This window comes from Armatimonadota bacterium (genome assembly GCA_023511795.1).
Lineage (GTDB): Bacteria > Armatimonadota > UBA5829 > DTJY01 > DTJY01 > JAIMAU01.
Genome location: JAIMAU010000001.1, coordinates 560,093 through 577,158, shown reverse-complemented (window position 1 = coordinate 577,158; position 17,066 = coordinate 560,093). Strand labels below are relative to the sequence as shown.

The following is a 17,066-nucleotide window of genomic DNA, read 5'->3' as shown; positions in this document are numbered from 1 at the left end:
ACCTTATGATTTTGAAATCCACGATTTAATAACTTGGGCTACTTCTTCAGGACTCTTTTGCCCAATATTTTGTATTATCGCCTCATTTGGAACCGACTGAGGTGTCATGTATTCTTTGCCGATCAAGACCTGAGCTGTTTGAGGCGACGCAGTTGATGGCATCGGTGGTTCGGGAATGCTAACCTTGATTTGACTAACAGTCCGCTTCAAGAAGAAAAGGAATCCAAAGAGGAGGAGTACCCCAAGAATGCTTTTCCCAATTGACAGATAGTTTTGCTTTGCTGCTGCTGCATCCATTTCTTTCTCCAGTTTTGTTGCCGAATCATCAAAGGGTATGCTCTGTACGATTACCCTATCACCTCTCTTAGAATCTGCGCCGACCGCTGCTTCAACAGCACTTTGAATAGCTGGTATCCTTGATGCATCAACTTTCTGATCAAGCATTACAGCAACGGAAAGCTGCTCCACCGATCCAGCCGCCCTAATTACATGCTCAGTTGTCTTGGAAACCTGGTATTTGTTGCTTGTTTGAATGCGCGAATAGCCTGCATTTTGCCCAACGGTCCTCGAAACGGAGGGCCGAACATTGCCTGTTATTCCAACAACACCGCCCACAGTCCCGGAATTGCCGCCATACGTTTCTTCTTCGTGCTCCTCGCTCAAAAGAATGCCTCTGCCATTTCCCACTGGAATATAAGTTTCGCTGCTTGTTTCACGGCGATCAAAGTTCATCCTTGCATTTACCTTTACAACTGCTTTGTTGGGTCCAACAACACGGTCAAGCATGGCCTGAAGGTCCTTCTCAACTTGGCGTTCGTAGTTCCTCTTGAGCTGAGATTGAGAAGCACTAAGTCGAGGGTCAATTCCGGTTTTAGACTCACCAGCCTCTGAGAGTACATTGCCATGGGTATCAATAACAGTCACATGGTCTGCGTCTAACCCGGAAACTGCGGACGCAACGAGATGCACTATGCCAGCTACCTGCTCAGATTCCAACCTCCCGCCAGGGCGCAGCTTGACTACCACAGATGCCGACGCCTCTTTATTGTCTTTCTTAAAAACACTTGGCTCCGGGATAGAAATATGAACTCTTGCCTGATCAACCATATCAAGCTGGCTAATTGTTCGACTTAGTTCACCCTGCAACGCACGCTGGTAATTCAGGCGCTGCGAAAACTCCGTCATCCCAAAGGTTGTCTTGTCAAAGATTTCAAATCCAACGTTCCCACCTTGAGGCAAGCCCTGAGTCGCCATAGCCAAACGCATCTCATGAACGCTCCGCTCAGGTACTTTGATAACAGAGCCGCCGCCGCTAATCTCATAAGGAATTCCTTTTTCCTGAAGCTTGGAGACAATTGCGCCGGCATCAGTGGATTCCAACCCAGCAAAAAGTACCTCCATCCTTGGCCTTGTGGCTAAAACTGATACAACAATGAGTAAAACCACACTCGTTGAGATAAAAACAACGCTTATGAAACGCTGAGTGCCTGTCAGAGCATTCCAAAACTTTCCGACAGCTTGAAACGGACCAAATTTAGCCAATTGCTCCATTAGTTACTTACCTCTTCAGACTTGCATCCTCATAATTTCTTGATAAGCCTCTATAATCTTGTTCCTAACTTGAACAGTGAACTGCAGTGCGGTGCTTGCTTTCTGCATAGCAATCATCGCCTGGTGTATCTCGACAGCGTCACCTACTGCAAGCTTTTTGGCGAGCTGGTCTGCTTCCGTTTGAAGACGGTTTACCTCGGAAATCGCATCTCTTATCGACTGCCCGAAACTCCTTTCTTTATTGGTGGTTTCTGTTATTGAAACTGGATTTTTTGAAATTCCACTACCAATTCCTTCTATCCTCATGGCTATCACTTGCCCCCATTATGTTCTTCCGATCTCCAAAGCCTTGCTTACCATAGAACGTGCTGCATTAATTGCCATGATATTCGCCTCATAAGCTCTTGTTGCGCTAATCAGGTCCACCATTTCCTCCACAATATTCACGTTCGGCATGGCGACCATTCCATCAGGCCCAGCATCGGGATGCGAGGGATCATAAATCATCTTAGGTGGGTCGTTGCTTTCTACAACTGATTCCACCTGCACACCCGCGTTTGAGTGGTCGAACTGACCACTTGAAGCCTTGAAAATAACCTCAAGCCTTTTATACGGTCCACCTCTCTCAGTGCGGGTGGTCGTTGCGTTTGCAATATTGTTGGCAATAGCATCCAAGCGAACTCGTTGGGCGAAAAGTCCCGTTGCACTTATGTCCATTGAGGAAAAACTACCCACAGCTAACGCCTCCCTTCATTCATTGCCATGCGAATCATGGCTGCTTTGAGGTTCATTAGCTGAACAAGAGCTTCATATTGCACTGAGTTCTTCGTCATATCAGTCATTTCTTTCTCAATCGAGACGTTATTCCCATTTGGTCTTGCTGGCGAAATGTTATCCTGTATAATTTCAGGCTGGATTTTCTCAATCAGGCTTATTGCTGATTCTTCGCTCGTAGCTTCGAGTGCCTCCTTAAGACGGCTTTCGAAAGCCACCTCTGAGCGCGTGAAGCCAGGCGTCTCAACATTTGCGATATTATTGGCAATGACGCGCTGTCTTAGGCCACAAGCATCCAAGCATTTAGCCAGCATTACAGTCGTTAAATCTGAGAAGAAACTGCGTACCATATCTACCTCTACCTGCCTTTGTTCGATGGGCAACGTATTTACAGCAATTTGTGTGCCATGGGAAAGAATTACTGCGGTTGCCTAGTGCCGCCCGAGCAATATTACAAAGTTTTTTTGCTGAGAAGAGGGTTTTGGCAGTTAATGATGGGATTTTGCAAGCAAAAAGAGATGCCTATGCAATGCGGTATTCCATGCGCGGCACCCGTAGTTGCTCGCGGTATTTGGCTACAGTTCTGCGAGCAATGGAGATTCCTAGTTCTTTAAGCCGTGCCGCGATTTCGCTGTCGCTAAGCCGCTGAGATGCAAGACTTCTCACAAGCTCCTTAACCGGAAGTGCGGAGTCAAAAAGGAGTTCCATTGAAATAACTTCGCCAGATGGGAGTCGGATTGTCTTATCTTTAATTGCTCGACATACGGTCGACTCATGAACACCTATGCGTGCAGCAAGCTCTTTTCTTGTCATAGGTTTTAATTCCGATGGACCTCGAAGGAAAAAATCAGCTTGCAAGTTAAGAAGCTCATTGGCAATTTTTCGGAGTGTTACTTTTCGAAATTCAAGAGCCTCAATGAGCGCCTGAGCCTTCAGTACGCACTCTCGAACATGAGCACGGTCAGATTCTGAGTAACCATTCCGCTTGTGGCTCATTTCAGCATATAAGTCAGCATAAAACTGATCTACCGCAATGCGGCCAGTCGTTGGATCTACAATTTGTGCTATTAAACCATCAGCATCCAAACGAACCTCAATATCAGGGCTTGTTCGGCACACGTTGTGTGGTGCGAAACGCTCCCATGGGTCGCGAAACATGCTTGCAGGTCTAGGATTTAGATGCTCACGTATGAACTTGAAAGCGCCATCAACTTGCTCCCGTGATACGCCTATCTTCTTCGCGACTTGGTCGAGCCTCATTCGCACAACACCATCCCAATGGTCGCGGACGATAACACATGCAAGAAAATGGGCTGGATGTGCTATTGTTAACCGCTTAAGTTGAATAAGCAAGCATTCTTGAAGGCTTCGGGCAGCTATCCCAGGTGGATCAAGATCTTGGACTTTCTCAAGTACAGACTCAAGTTCAGGTACGCTAAGGCCTAAGCGACTAGCCATATCAATTAAGGGCTCCCGCAAATAGCCGTCTTCGTCCAAAACGTCAACGATGAAATCTGCAATTTCATAAAGCTCAGGCTCAAGGCTAGTCCGAATTTGCTCCTTTAAATAATCACGAAGGGATTGAGGTGATGCCACAACGGAAAGAGGCTCGAACGAAGTATCACTTTCTGATGAGCGCTGGACTGCCAACCACCCCTCTTCATGCCAATCGTCCGATTCAACTTGGTCATTGGAAACATCGAGTGGATGAGAACCGCATGCAGGACATTCACCATCTGAGAGGTCACGGCCACAAACAGGACATTGTGGTACTTCTTCTATAACCAGAGCTGGGTTTTCAACGGACTGCGCCTGAACAAATTCCTGAAGCTCCAAAGAACTCATTTTCAGTACGCTTTTCCCCATTATGTACTCAGGCGCTATCCCAGCTATCTGCTTTTGTGATGTTTCCGTCCTTATTCGCATTTTCGACACCCTGCTTTCAGACAGCTAATCAAGCCGCAAACGCAAGATTTTGCCCTCGATTATCCAAGACCGTTCCGACAACACGAAGAACGTCGTCAAGCATGAAAGGCTTAGCAATACAGGCATAGGCTCCAGCCTCGAAGGCCCGGCAAATATCCGCTTCGTCTGCAAAACCAGTCATTAGAATCAGGCTTGTCTCTGGATAACACTCAGCTATATGCCTGGCTAACAAGATGCCACACGGCTCGTTGGATATAAAGACATCCACAATGGCTATGTCAAACCGATTAGAGGCAAGTTTTTCATAAGCCGAGGCTTCATCAAAACATACCTCAACTTCGTATCCCTCTATTTCCAGAATATCCTTTAAGATATCGCAAAGCTTCTGCTCGTCATCTACAACGAGAATTCGTGCCCGGCTCAACTTGTTACCTCCTTGCTGGCACTTTGATTGCCATCACGGTGCCCTCTGGCCCTGTGTGCATTACTTCAACCGACCCACCCATCTGGCGCATTACTGCTAAGCTTATAGTCAAACCAAGCCCTTGTGCTTTTTCTCGAGTGGAAAAGAATGGGTCGAAAATGTCCAGCAAAATATCTTCCGGTATTCCGGGACCAGAATCGGCTATCAATACATGAACCCACTCAGGGTTTTCGGCAGGAACTAATTCAACATCAACATATACTTTCCGTCCGTCGGATGCTTGAATAGCATTTACCAATACTTCGTAGATAGCCCGAACAAACAATTCTTTATCCGCAAGTGCATAGATGTTACCATTGGTCAGTCCATTACCATAGGCAATATCTGTCTTGCCGCGATTGTAGGAGGCAAGTATGGTAGCCTCTTCCACTGCCTGCTTCACGTCCACTTTTCCTAATTCTACGCTCCGAGAACGAGTAAAACTCAACAGATTGGATGTTATTTGAGCACACCGCTCGGTCTCAACCTGGATGCTCTCAACGTGCCTCAGATACGTTGGAAGAGCAGTTTCATCGCTAATATCACGCTGCAGTCGCCTGGCAAGAAGCTGAGCATTTCCTGATATCGCTCCAAGCGAATTATTAAGTCGATGAGCAAGCCAACCTGCCATCCTACTTGCCGCCGAAAGTCTTTCGGCATTTACATACTCTCTAACCTCGGCTGCCCAATTGTTGGCTATTTCGGCGATTTCTCTTTCATCGCGTGCTTTTGCAAGGCAAAAAGCAATTTGTTGAAAATACACATTTAGATTATTGGAGGATTTATTGCTCATAATCAGGGCTGGAGCCAGCAATTTCCATGCCAAGCCCATATTCCCTGATTTTATTGCGGAGGGTCTTGCGGTCTATTCCGAGGATTGATGCGGCGCGACTTTGGTTCCAATTGCATTTGGCAAGAACATTGGCGATGTGTTCCTTCTCGACATCTTTAAGAGACCTCATGCCATCGCTTGAAAATGCGGGGGTGGAAAATGGGACATTTTCTTCGCTTAAGAGGATATGTTGGGGAAGAATTGTTCGCCCATGACAAAGGATTACAGCGCGCTCAATGCAATTCTCAAGCTCCCTGATATTACCAGGCCATTGATAGCTTTGGAGCATTGCAATTCCCTCTGGCGAAATGCCCTCAATGGATTTCCCGGTCTCGCTATTGTATTTTGCGATGAAGTGGCGAACAAGCTCCGGTATGTCCTCAATACGCTCTCTAAGCGGCGGGAGATTTATAGTTATTACATTAAGGCGGTAATATAAATCCTCGCGAAACTCTTTGTTGGCAATGGCTTTTTTAAGATCTTTGTTTGTAGCAGCAATGATTCGCACATCTACACTTATTGTTTCGCTTCCTCCCACGCGCTCAAATTGCTTTTCTTGGAGGACTCGAAGGAGCTTTACCTGAGTTGCTGGAGTTATATCACCGATCTCATCAAGAAATAGAGTGCCGCCATCCGCCATCTCAAAGCGCCCAATTCTGCGTGCAATTGCCCCAGTGAAGGCTCCTTTCTCGTGGCCAAAAAGCTCGCTTTCTAGAAGCGCTTCTGGCAAGGCTGCACAACTTACCTTAACAAATGGACCATCTGCCCTCGCACTCTGATAATGAATTGCTCGGGCTAGGTATTCCTTGCCTACGCCTGTCTCTCCTAAAATTAAGACTGAAGCGTTGCTGTCAGCAACTTTTGCAGCGAGAATATACGCCTTCTGCACTTTTTTCGTAAGGCCAATGACATTATCGAAACCATGGCGTTGCCGAAGTTCGTTTTTCAGATACCGATTTTCATATATCAAGCGTTGGCGCTCAACAGCATGCTGTGCGATAATTTGGACTTCGCTCAAGTCAAATGGTTTGGTAACATAATCAAATGCACCTAGCTTAAGAGCTTCGATTGCACTCTTCATTGTGGCGTAGCCGGTGATTATGATAACTGGAACATCAGGTTTTGATTCCCTAAGCTTGCGAAGCAAAGCCAATCCGTCGAGGCGGGGGAGGCTGAGATCGAGGATTATAAGGTCGAAGTCCTCTGACAATGCTAAGTCAAGACCGCTCTTGCCATCTTTAGCCTCGCAAACATGCCACCCCATCTCTCCGAAAAGGTCTGCAAGAACGGTTCGAATACCTTCCTCATCATCTATAACTAAGACATATTTACTGCTCACTTTACGAACCTTTTTTCGCCAAAGCTTCCGCCACTATTGCTGAAAGATCTTCAAATTTAACAGGTTTCGAGAGGACCATGTCAATGCTTGAATCTTCCACATCAGTCTGGTTAACAGACGTACCCCAACCTGTAAGGAGGACTACAGGCGTTCTCGGTTCAATATTCTTTATTTCCCTTGCAACCTGCCATCCGGACATGCTTGGCATCCCCAGGTCTGTGAACACAATATCAAAATTGTTCACCTTAAACTTTTCTATCGCTTCCTCCCCGCTTTTAGCGATGCAGACTGCGTGTCCACATTCGGTCAGCATTTCAAAAAACACCTCTGCGAACATTTCTTCATCTTCTACAACGAGAATTCGCGCTGGTTTGGCGGTCCCCTTTTCGGGAGTTGCTGAATCACTCTGTGGAATCTCAAATGCGGCTGGAAGTGATATAGTTACGCTCGTGCCTTCTCCAGGCTTACTCTCTATTGAGATATTGCCATTATGCCGGCTAATGATTCCATAGGCTACACTCATTCCGAGACCGGCACCTTCGACCCCGCGGGTAGTGAAAAAGGGATCGAATACTCGCTTTTTCACATCTTCTGACATGCCAACGCCTGTGTCAACCACTCGCATCCAGGATGAACCATTATTTCTTCCTACTGCAATATCAATCTTGCCACCTGAAGGCATTGCCTGTATGGCGTTTAGAAGAACATTCGCAAGGACTTCGCGAATCTCGGCAGCAACACCCAGAGCGAATGCTCTTTCGAGTGCATGAATGTTGACTTCAATTTTGCTCCCTTGTGCCTGCATCGAATTTTCCCACATTGGACGGAGCATTTCCACTACCTCTGTCGCAAGAGCAGTCAAATCAATGGGGCAAAATGGTTCGTCGGGTTTTACTTTGGTGAATTCGCGAATTCTTCGGACAGTCTCTGCCGCATCGAGAGCTGCTCGTTCCATGGCGTTTAAGCGAGTAAGAACAGCCTCATCTTTCGTTGTACGAGCTAGAAGTTGAATGTTCCCCAAGATAATACCAAGCACATTATTAAAATCATGTGCAACGCCACTAGCAATTTCTCCTACCGCTCGAAGTTTCTCGGATTGAATAAGTTGGTCCTGGGTAGTCCTTAGCTCCTCATATGCCTGCCGAACTCTGTGCTCAAGCTCACGTCTTCTAGTGATGTCACTATAGATCTCTATTCTCCCTAGGCATCTATCCTCGCTGTCAAATAGAGGACTGCTGTATCTATGAAGTACTCGATGGGTTGGGCTTACTATCTCAAACACATCGTCGAGAATCTTCTTGGGTCTACTAACTAAGCCCTGACAACTCTCAATAAAAGCATCAGGATTTCGGAAGCGAAGGTTTGGGATTTGGAGCATTGCTTGCAACCTATCCTTCCCTATCATTTCAGACGACGATACGCCAAACAATTCGCAGAAACCTGGATCGATGGAAGTTATTTGATGGTTACAATCCAGTAGCAAAACACCTCGCATTCCTTGTTCGGCTGGCAATTGGAATGAAAAATCAACTACCGAATTTACTTTTTTAACACTCACTTTTTTCACCTATATCCCATAATCATTTGTCGAAGTGCTTACCAAGTTACCAAAGGTTCGAATTATTTTCAAGTAAGCAACCGACATGCAGCAGTAAGGATTAAATCCTCAGCATCATCTGTTATCATTTGCTCACCATAAAGCTTGTATGCTACTTCAACCTCATAGCCTTTTTCGGGAAAAGCTGATTTGATTGGAACATAACCGATATTGCCATTTGAGTATGCTGCGACTATGGTATTTGGCTTCATTGCCTTTATCTGCAAGGCATACTCTACAAATGCCTCTCCAGGAAGAGTAACGATGTTATAATCTCCCAACCTGAGTCTAAAAACCTCTGTTGAGATAGAGGGCTTACTTTCCCCTGTAAGGAGGGTTTTTGCCCAATCATTATATGCGGCATTAATACGCCAATCAGTCGAAGTAGGTTCACTTGCTTGCATTGATTTCTCCGTCTCAGCAATGATTCGCTCAAGTTCCTCTCGGCTTGGAGGTGGCTGAAGCGGCAATTCTATGACTTCCCGAGCAACACTAATCTTTACGTCGCTCGTCAAATGAATATCTGGCAAAACGTTCTTTACTGCATCAGCAACTTCTCTGCCCAATTTTTCGACAATTTGCCATGAAAAACGCTCTCGTGGGTTGATATTTCCACAACATCCTTGCAAGAACATTGCTTGGCCGCCGACATCCTGCTCAACCGTCCGCTGTGCCACACCCGGCCAATCAGCAGAAATCTCGAGCACATCGCCAATAACTACAGCATGGCAGGCATAGTTGAAAAGAATGGCGATTGGTTCACCTTTCATGTTTCTAAAGTACCAAACACCAACATCGGGGTCAGTTACCCCAGCAGGATTTGGCATTAAATGAGTTTCGCCGGTTTGAGTGCGAAGCCGCCGATTGACAGCGATATTTGCCCTGCCAACCGAATAACCAAATTCTGCAGGCTGCATGCATTTTTCTGCTTCTTCGACCGTTAGTGTGATCTTTTTCAGCAAATCTCTAACATATGGCTCATGTACTCTGCCGCAAACCCTCAGCTCTTGTGTGGCTGGTCCTGTATGAGTGTGTGACGCAGAAATCAGGATATTGCCCATTGGGACATCAGTCTTTGATGATATCTCGGCTCGCAAATCAGCAACCTGCCTAGCATCTATACCGACAAGGTCAAGGGTAACAACTGCTGCCTTTGTCGAGCCATCTGAAATGACCAGCGCTTTTGCATGTAGATCATCGTGAATACCAGTGCTTCCGCTGGTTCTGCTAGCATAACCGCTAAGGTCTACTCCAACTGGAGGATTAATTACCGCCTTTGCAACGCCTGCAAGCAACTTACTCAATTCCATGCCCCTTTTCCTAGGAAGTGTTTGGTTGTTTAACAATTACGCCAGATATTCTTTATGCTTCTAAAACAATATTCCTCCTAGAAAAGCTGATAAAGATAAAATTAAGGGAAAGCATGGTGGCATAATTTTAGAAGTTTCTAAAGAAAAAAACTTGACTGCCTCCATGGGATGACCTATAATTACTATCAAGCATAGGCCAAGCCATTATTCCCTTTATTTTACCTCAGCTACCAACAACTAGCTATATAAAGGAAAAATTCTAAGATAACAAGAAACAAATAAGCGCCAAAGGACAAAAAGTATTTTCAAAGAAAGAAGAAAACACCGAGTCAGGGAGGATATCTTTTCTAGCAACCTTAATGGCAATCTGGTTTGGCAAGGTAAAGGCGCACAATTTCCAACTAATTGTAACCTCAGATAGTCAATATTTTAAGCTTTGAATTGGCTGCTTGCAAAAATATAGAAAAAATACTTCGCTTATATTTAGTTGACAATTTAAGAATAGGAATTGCCTAAAGATACTCAGTTGCGCTAACATCGTGCTTCGCCGGGCGTGAATCCAATGGAAAGCCGAGAAGAGATTACAGCCAAAAGCAGCCAAGGCCCCAAGAGTTTTATTGATATTTTGGGGCACCTTCACTTTTTGTCGCGCCACGCAGCGGCAGGTGATTTGGAACACGTTCTGGAGCTTGCAGTTGAAATTCCAATACGATGCCTTAGATTAGATAAAACAGCTCTTCTTCTCCCCTCGCCAATTGTAGGCACTCCTGCTTTAATTGCATCAAGAAATCTTTCACCAAGTCTACGCGAGTATCTTCAACACCCAAATGATGAAGTTATCAACTGGGTCGTAACAAACTGCTCTCCCAAAGTGATAGAAAATCTACCCTCAATTGGTTGCGAATCGGTGTGCCCATATTCACTTGAAGATGTAAGGGCACTTGTAGCTATTCCCGTTGAAATTCCCGACTCAAAGCCTGGAGTGCTGCTGGGCATGGCATCACACATCCGCCCATTCCCTGTTTGGGAAGTTGAGCTTCTATATACGATAGCTAATCACATTGCAGCTGTCTTTGGGCGGCAAAAAGCTAGAAGTTTTCCTACGCACACCGATTTACCGTTCGAACGTCTTACAAAAGTTGCACATTCAACTCTAGACATTCGACAGCTCTTAGACCAAGCACTAACGGAAATACTTTATACTCTAGACGCAGATAGCGGCTCGGTGATGTTATGCAAGCGGGGAATATTTACTATTTACGCCTGCAAAGGCCTTAAGGAAGATATACAGCCACTAACAACAATCCCCAAAGAAAGAGGAATAGCCGGCTGGGTAATAGCAAACCGAAAGCCACTGCTTTTGAATGGTCCAGCTGACCCCAACCAGTTCGATTTAATCACCGAGAGGCCAGAAATTGTATCCTCAATCTCGACTCCCCTAATTGGGAGAAAATCACTTGTTGGCATATTAAGCGTGAACCGAACCAGGCCAGGGCGAACTTTTGGAAACCAAGAAATGGTGATGGTATCAACAATATCGGGACAAATAGCGATGGCGGTCGAAAATAACCTTCTTTACAACGCCGCTACAACTCAAACAAAATACCTTGCAAGTCTGTTTAAAATTGCAAAAACCATAACTTCATCGCTTGAATTAAAAAAGGTTTTTGAGTTAATATTGGGTCAGCTTTGCGAAAAGCTCGCAGCGGAAGTATGCTGCATTGTACTCTATAATCCCCAATCCGGCGAGGTCCAATTAGGAGGGGGCCGAGGACTTGGAGCTGACGAAAGCCGAGCATATATGGATCTTGCAATGCCAGGAATAATTACGGCCGAAAGGTCCAAAAAAAATATAGTAACCTTAGACCTTTCAGAATATAAGGAATACAAAGATATAAAAACCATCACAAATCTTGGGCTTGATGCAGCAACAATTGTGCGGCTTTCAATCAAGCGCAGAGTAGTAGGTTACATTGTAATATTTCACCGCCAAACAAGCGCTTTCCAGCTTCCTCTTCAGCGTTTGCTTCTCGGATTAGCCGAACTTGCCGCCATTGCAATTGAAAACGCACGCCTTTACCAGCATCAATGGGATATAGCCAATATTAGTCTGAAAAATCTTTTACCTGGTGAAATTGAAAACATACCGGGGTTCGAAGTTAGCGCCAAATTTAACCCAGCCCACCAAGTAGGCGGAGATTACTACGAAGTTATAAAGATTTCCGAACATAATTACGGTATAGCGATTGCGGACGTTTCAGGGAAAAGCGTTGCAGCGGCGAATTATATCGCAATGTGCAAGCATTCTCTAAGAGCATTGGCAGAAGAAACACAATCACCGGCGAAGCTGCTTCAAAAAATGAATCGTCTGATATACCAGCAAACCGGGAATGAGTCATTCATTACCATGCTTTATGCAGTTCTCGATGCGAGGCGACGTACGCTCGTCCTAAGTTGTGCTGGTCATGAACCAGCAATCCTATACCGGGCACACATTGGTAGAGTTGAACAGATAAGCACTCCGGGTTTAATTCTTGGCGTAATGCCCTCTATCAATTATCAAGAACGAAGCATCCGATTGGGGAGTGGTGATATACTTATGCTTTACACTGATGGTTTGATTGAAGCGATATCACACGATCCCGCCACGTCTCTGCGTGCGATTAGTGAATCTCTTGTGAAATATCACCTGAAACCTGCCAATGAGATTGCCGATAATATTTACAAACTAGCAACGGCTCCCAATCTTAAGGTTACTGATGATATAGCACTTATTATAATTAAAACACTGTAACGTAATAAGGAGTAGATTGCTGTGGCACCGTTGGAATTCATACACGTTGAGATACCAAGCTCGCCGAAATATCTTTCGCTTGTTAGAAACTTAATCGATCTTATGCCGACAAATCAAATTTCTCTAACCGAAGAACAAAAAGATGATCTCAAACTAGCAATAGGTGAGGCATGCAGTAATGCAATTAAGTTCAGCCGTTCGCCAAACTCACCGATTACGATAGCATTTGAGATTCATCCTAACCAGATTGAAATAGAGATACGAAACGAAAGTGCCGACTTTCAGCCGGAAAAGCTCAAGATTGAGCCACCTCCCCTCGAAAAAATACACGAAGGCGGCTTGGGATTGTATCTAATAAAACAAGTGATGGATAACTTTAAAATTTGTTGTAGTAATGGCATTACCACCGTTCGGATGGCAAAAAAATTAACTTGAGGTTATAAACCGGAAACAAACACCCGTCACACGGCTAGAACAAATCGGCGGCGAGAGCCTTTTTTGCAGCCTCCAATTGTTCCTTCAATCGGCATGGAGCTGTTGCTCCGGGGATATTGCGTTTTTCAACCGAGGACCAGGCATCCCACGTCAAGCTCGAGTCCTCGAACTTATCCGAGAATCGCCGCATTTCTTCAAGCGTCAAGTTACCCAAGGTCTTGCCCTGTTCCAAGCAATACCTTACAAGCTTCCCGGTTATTTCATGGGCGGTTCTAAATGGCACACCGCGTGTTACAAGGTAATCTGCTATGTCAGTTGCAGTTGAAAAGTCATCTTCAAGCCCAGCCGACATCCTTTTGGTATTGAACTTCAAATGCCCAACAAACTCAATGAGGACTTTCAGACAAATAACTATTGTATCTGAAGCATCAAACAAGCGTTCTTTATCCTCTTGGAGGTCCTTGTTGTAGGTCAAAGGCAGACCTTTGAGAACAGTAAGAAGTGCCATAAGGTCACCATAGACACGTCCTGTCTTCGCACGCATGAGTTCAGCTACATCTGGATTCTTTTTCTGTGGCATTAGGCTGCTGCCTGTCGCAACTGAGTCGTCAAGTTCAATAAAGCCGAATTCACTTGTATTCCAAATGACGACTTCTTCAGCAAATCTGGATATGTGCATGGCTAGGATTGAGATTGCACATAAGAACTCTACCGCAAAGTCTCGCTCTGCTACCGCATCCATACTATTTTCACTTATCCGTGAAAATCCAAGCATTTTAGCCGTGTATTCCCTATCAATCGGGAACGAGGTTCCCGCAAGCGCCGCGGATCCCAGCGGAAGCACATCTGTCCGCTTGAAACAATCTGCTAGGCGTTCTCGATCACGCTGGAGCATCCACACATATGCAAGAATGTGATGAGCTAGCATAACTGGCTGGGCATGTTGAAGGTGTGTATATCCAGGCATTATTGTATCGATATTGCTTTCTGCAACTTTGATAAAAGCCGATTGGGCTTCTCGAATCAGGCTATCAATCTCCTTTATTTGCGCCTTTACATACATTCTAACATCGGTTGCGACCTGGTCATTGCGGCTTCGAGCGGTCTGCAGCATCCCAGCCACATCGCCTATTCGCTCGTGAAGAAGCTTTTCGATGTTCATATGGATGTCTTCTGCCGACGTGTCGAACTCAACTTTTCCCGCCTCAATATCGTTTTTTAAATCACGAAGACCTTGTATAATCTTTTCCGACTCTGCCAGCGGAATAATTCCACACTTGCCAAGCATAGAAGCATGGGCAATGCTCTGCTCGATGTCATATCTCCAAAGCCTCGCGTCGAAGCTTATCGACGCATTGAACTCATCCACAATTGGGGAAGTTGCTTTCTTGAATCTTCCGCCCCAAAGCTTAGACATCACTGACCCCTTTTCAACCACCAATACATTTTGGATTGCAAGCCATGAACTTTTACTGCACCCGTCATCTCGCTTTGCACAAAGGTCTTTGTGTCGAACGATGCTAAGTCCTCAGAATATAGCGCCCATCTACTACTCCGTCCAATGACCTTTGCCTGACCTTTAAATAACTGCATTTTTACGTCCCCGGTTACCCGCTCTTGAATCTTATCAATAAACGCCTCTAGATCATCCTTCAGAGGATGGAACCAAAGACCTTCATATGCAAGTTGGCCCCACTCACGGTCAACCATCGACTTGAACTTTATCTCTTCTTTTGTGCAAACCAGTGCTTCCAACGCTTTGTGTGCAGTTAGCAGTGTGACGGCTGCTGGACACTCGTAGTTTTCTCGCACTTTCAGGCCGAGCATTCTATCCTCCATTATATCTATTCTACCAACGCCGTGCTCACCTGCGATTTCATTCAGCTGGCGAATTAGGGAAACTCCGTCCATTCTTTTGCCATCCAGCGAGACTGGCACACCGTTCTCGAAGCCAATTGTAATCTCAAGCGGGGTATTTGGACTTTTGTTAGGACCTTTTGTCCACTTATAAATCTCCTCCGGAGGCACAAAGTCAGGTTCTTCGAGTCGGCCGCCTTCTATTGAGCGACCCCAAAGATTTTCATCAATGCTCCATATCTTCTCAACCGACTGGGCAATAGGTACGCCTCGGCTTTTTGCATATTCGATTTCCTCGCTTCGCGTGAGGTTCCGCTCTCGCATTGGAGCTATGACTTCCTTTTCGGGTGCAAACGTTCGAACAACGATTTCGAACCTAAATTGGTCATTTCCTTTACCGGTACACCCATGGCCGAATGCGTCAGCATCGACCTGTTGGGCTATCTCAACGCTCTTGGCAGCAATTAAAGGCCGAGCAATTGCAGTACTCAATGGATAGCCCTGGTAGTCGCCATTTGCTTTTATGGCATGGAATACATAATCCTTCACAAATTCTTCTTTAGCGTCGATAGTATAATGCTCTGTTCCTAGGATACGAGCCTTCTCCTCGGCTTCGGCAATGTCATCAGGTGGCTGGCCTACGTCCACTGTTACAGTTACAACCTTATCAAAACCATAAAATTCTTTCATCATCGGTATGCACACTGAGGTATCCAGGCCACCAGAATATGCAAGAACTACTGTTTTCATCTTTTCCGCTCCTTCTTTATGTTACAATAGCAATGCCAACAGTGCTTTTTGCACATGCAAACGATTCTCCGCTTCATCGAACACAACCGAGTGCGGGCCGTCGATTACTTCGTCAGTGATTTCTTCGCCGCGGTGCGCTGGGAGGCAGTGGAGAACAATCACATCGTTCCGAGCTGCCTCAACAAGCTTTTGATTTACTTGATAAGGTTGGAACACCGGCAGTCGTTTCTCTCGTTCATCCTCCAATCCCATACTACACCAGACATCCGTATAGATTGCATCAGCATTTTCTACGGCCTCAAATGGGTCATTTGTTACTTTTATCGAAGCTTCCGAGTGCTCCGCAGCTCGAAGTGCTTTGTTGAGAATCACTGTATTTGGTTCATAACCCTCCGGACAGCCCACCGCAATGTCTGTGCCAACCTTTGCAGCGAGGAGCATAAGGCTGTGGCAAGTGTTGCATCCATCGCCAATGTAGGCAAGCTTGAGCTTTGAAAGGTCGCCCTTTTTCTCTAAGATTGTCAAGAAATCGGCCAATGCTTGGCAAGGATGCTCTAGGTCTGATAGACCATTTATAATTGGGATATTTGCATACTTTGCAAGTTCGGTTATGGTTTTGTGCTTAAAAGTCCGTGCCATTATACCATGTACCCAGCGTTCGAGATTCTTTGCAACATCGCTGACTTGCTCACGTTCGCCCATTCGGATGTCGGCAGGTGCAAGATAGACAGCGTTACCGCCAAGTTGAGACATACCAACCTCGAATGTTACACGTGTCCTAAGAGACGGCTTCTCAAATATCATGGCAAGCGTCTTGCCTGGCAGAATGGGATTGGCATATTGCTCTGTCAAACTCCGTGATTTAAGTTGTCGGGCGAGGTCAAATATTGTTTCTATTTCCTCGCGGCTAAGGTCATCAATTGAGATTAAATCTTTGCCTCGCATGTTATCTGGTACTTTTAGATGCGAATCGTGAGCCGTGATTTCGTCAACGCGTGTCTCTGACGTTTGAATCGCTGAGATTTCTTGCTTGACACGCTCGAAAGTCACACCCATTTGCGCTAGAAGGGGAGCAACGGTTCCACGGTCGTTCTTGACCAACCCGAGGAGTAGGTGCTCTGTCCCAACGTAATTGCTTCTCAGCTCTCTAGCCGACTGGTAAGCCAAGTCAATTGCACGCTTAGCATTTGCTGAGAGTTGCATATCTTGGTTTACATCGCCAGTGTCGGAAACCGGCGCCATTTTCTCAATCTCCCTGCGCAGGCTTTCCTCGTTTACTCCAATGCGCTGAAAGACGCGTTTGGCAATGTTGTCTGGCTTATGCAATAAACCAAGCAATAAATGCTCAGTGCCAACGATTCTGCTCTTTCTTTTCGCCGCCTCCTCCTGCGCATAGAAAATAGCCAATCGCGCCTTTTCCGTGAATCTCTGCCACATT

14 protein-coding genes and 1 pseudogene are annotated in these 17,066 nt (G+C 45.7%); 2 read left to right on the top strand and 13 right to left on the bottom strand.

What is annotated here, in order from left to right:
• Positions 1-3 precede the first annotated feature (3 nt).
• The 10 genes and pseudogenes from fliF to K6T99_02400 all read right to left on the bottom strand — a co-directional run bounded on the left by fliF (position 4) and on the right by K6T99_02400 (position 9,786).
• Positions 4-1,551 carry a flagellar M-ring protein FliF gene (gene fliF, locus K6T99_02445; protein MCL6518669.1) on the bottom strand — a complete coding sequence of 516 codons (1,548 nt, stop codon included), beginning with the start codon at positions 1,549-1,551 and terminating at the stop codon, positions 4-6.
• Positions 1,552-1,566: 15 nt separating this feature from the next.
• Complete coding sequence (gene fliE, locus K6T99_02440) at positions 1,567-1,857, bottom strand: flagellar hook-basal body complex protein FliE (protein MCL6518668.1); 291 nt, start codon at positions 1,855-1,857, stop codon at positions 1,567-1,569.
• An 18-nt stretch (positions 1,858-1,875) separates the two neighbouring features.
• Positions 1,876-2,286 (bottom strand): flagellar basal body rod protein FlgC, encoded by a 411-nt coding sequence (flgC, locus tag K6T99_02435; GenBank protein ID MCL6518667.1) that lies wholly within the window; start codon positions 2,284-2,286, stop codon positions 1,876-1,878.
• A 2-nt stretch (positions 2,287-2,288) separates the two neighbouring features.
• Positions 2,289-2,639: a flagellar basal body rod protein FlgB gene (gene flgB, locus K6T99_02430; protein ID MCL6518666.1), complete on the bottom strand. Its 351-nt coding sequence runs from the start codon at positions 2,637-2,639 to the stop codon at positions 2,289-2,291.
• Between the two features lie 208 nt (positions 2,640-2,847).
• On the bottom strand, positions 2,848-4,251 hold the full coding sequence (gene rpoN / locus K6T99_02425) for an RNA polymerase factor sigma-54 (protein MCL6518665.1): 1,404 nt from the start codon (positions 4,249-4,251) through the stop codon (positions 2,848-2,850).
• A 28-nt stretch (positions 4,252-4,279) separates the two neighbouring features.
• Positions 4,280-4,675 (bottom strand): response regulator, encoded by a 396-nt coding sequence (locus K6T99_02420; protein ID MCL6518664.1) that lies wholly within the window; start codon positions 4,673-4,675, stop codon positions 4,280-4,282.
• A gap of 4 nt (positions 4,676-4,679) precedes the next feature.
• On the bottom strand, positions 4,680-5,507 hold the full coding sequence (locus K6T99_02415; GenBank protein ID MCL6518663.1) for a hypothetical protein: 828 nt from the start codon (positions 5,505-5,507) through the stop codon (positions 4,680-4,682).
• Positions 5,497-6,879, bottom strand: a pseudogene (locus tag K6T99_02410) (sigma-54 dependent transcriptional regulator). Before K6T99_02410 ends, K6T99_02415 begins: the two are co-directional and overlap by 11 nt.
• 7 nt (positions 6,880-6,886) lie before the next feature.
• On the bottom strand, positions 6,887-8,443 hold the full coding sequence (locus K6T99_02405) for a response regulator (protein ID MCL6518662.1): 1,557 nt from the start codon (positions 8,441-8,443) through the stop codon (positions 6,887-6,889).
• A 68-nt stretch (positions 8,444-8,511) separates the two neighbouring features.
• Positions 8,512-9,786, bottom strand: coding sequence for a neutral/alkaline non-lysosomal ceramidase N-terminal domain-containing protein (locus K6T99_02400; GenBank protein ID MCL6518661.1), 1,275 nt, complete (start codon positions 9,784-9,786; stop codon positions 8,512-8,514).
• Between the two features lie 568 nt (positions 9,787-10,354).
• Here K6T99_02400 and K6T99_02395 point away from each other — a divergent pair.
• The gene (locus K6T99_02395) at positions 10,355-12,586 is read left to right on the top strand and encodes a SpoIIE family protein phosphatase (protein MCL6518660.1); all 2,232 of its coding nucleotides are present in this window, start codon (positions 10,355-10,357) and stop codon (positions 12,584-12,586) included.
• 21 nt (positions 12,587-12,607) lie between these two features.
• On the top strand, positions 12,608-13,021 hold the full coding sequence (locus K6T99_02390) for an ATP-binding protein (GenBank protein MCL6518659.1): 414 nt from the start codon (positions 12,608-12,610) through the stop codon (positions 13,019-13,021).
• 34 nt (positions 13,022-13,055) lie between these two features.
• Here K6T99_02390 and argH read toward each other — a convergent pair whose 3' ends face one another.
• From argH to argF, 3 genes are read right to left on the bottom strand one after another with little or no spacing between them, the layout of a single operon-like run.
• A complete protein-coding gene (gene argH, locus K6T99_02385) occupies positions 13,056-14,438 on the bottom strand; it encodes an argininosuccinate lyase (protein MCL6518658.1) in 1,383 nt (460 codons plus the stop codon).
• Positions 14,438-15,628 (bottom strand): argininosuccinate synthase, encoded by a 1,191-nt coding sequence (locus tag K6T99_02380; protein ID MCL6518657.1) that lies wholly within the window; start codon positions 15,626-15,628, stop codon positions 14,438-14,440. The genes argH and K6T99_02380 overlap by 1 nt, the downstream gene beginning before the upstream one ends.
• A 21-nt stretch (positions 15,629-15,649) precedes the next feature.
• Positions 15,650-17,065, bottom strand: coding sequence for an ornithine carbamoyltransferase (gene argF / locus K6T99_02375; GenBank protein ID MCL6518656.1), 1,416 nt, complete (start codon positions 17,063-17,065; stop codon positions 15,650-15,652).
• Between the last annotated feature and the right edge of the window lies 1 nt (position 17,066).

Excerpts from the sequence above, each read along its gene's own strand:
- fliF (MCL6518669.1), bottom strand. The coding sequence starts at position 1,551 with ATGGAGCAATTGGCTAAATTTGGTCCGTTTCAAGCTGTCGGAAAGTTT.
- fliE (MCL6518668.1), bottom strand. The coding sequence starts at position 1,857 with ATGAGGATAGAAGGAATTGGTAGTGGAATTTCAAAAAATCCAGTTTCA.
- flgB (MCL6518666.1), bottom strand. The coding sequence starts at position 2,639 with ATGCTGGCTAAATGCTTGGATGCTTGTGGCCTAAGACAGCGCGTCATT.
- rpoN (MCL6518665.1), bottom strand. The coding sequence starts at position 4,251 with ATGCGAATAAGGACGGAAACATCACAAAAGCAGATAGCTGGGATAGCG.
- K6T99_02415 (MCL6518663.1), bottom strand. The coding sequence starts at position 5,507 with ATGAGCAATAAATCCTCCAATAATCTAAATGTGTATTTTCAACAAATT.
- K6T99_02395 (MCL6518660.1), top strand. The coding sequence starts at position 10,355 with ATGGAAAGCCGAGAAGAGATTACAGCCAAAAGCAGCCAAGGCCCCAAG.
- argH (MCL6518658.1), bottom strand. The coding sequence starts at position 14,438 with ATGTCTAAGCTTTGGGGCGGAAGATTCAAGAAAGCAACTTCCCCAATT.
- K6T99_02380 (MCL6518657.1), bottom strand. The coding sequence starts at position 15,628 with ATGAAAACAGTAGTTCTTGCATATTCTGGTGGCCTGGATACCTCAGTG.
- argF (MCL6518656.1), bottom strand. The coding sequence starts at position 17,065 with ATGTGGCAGAGATTCACGGAAAAGGCGCGATTGGCTATTTTCTATGCG.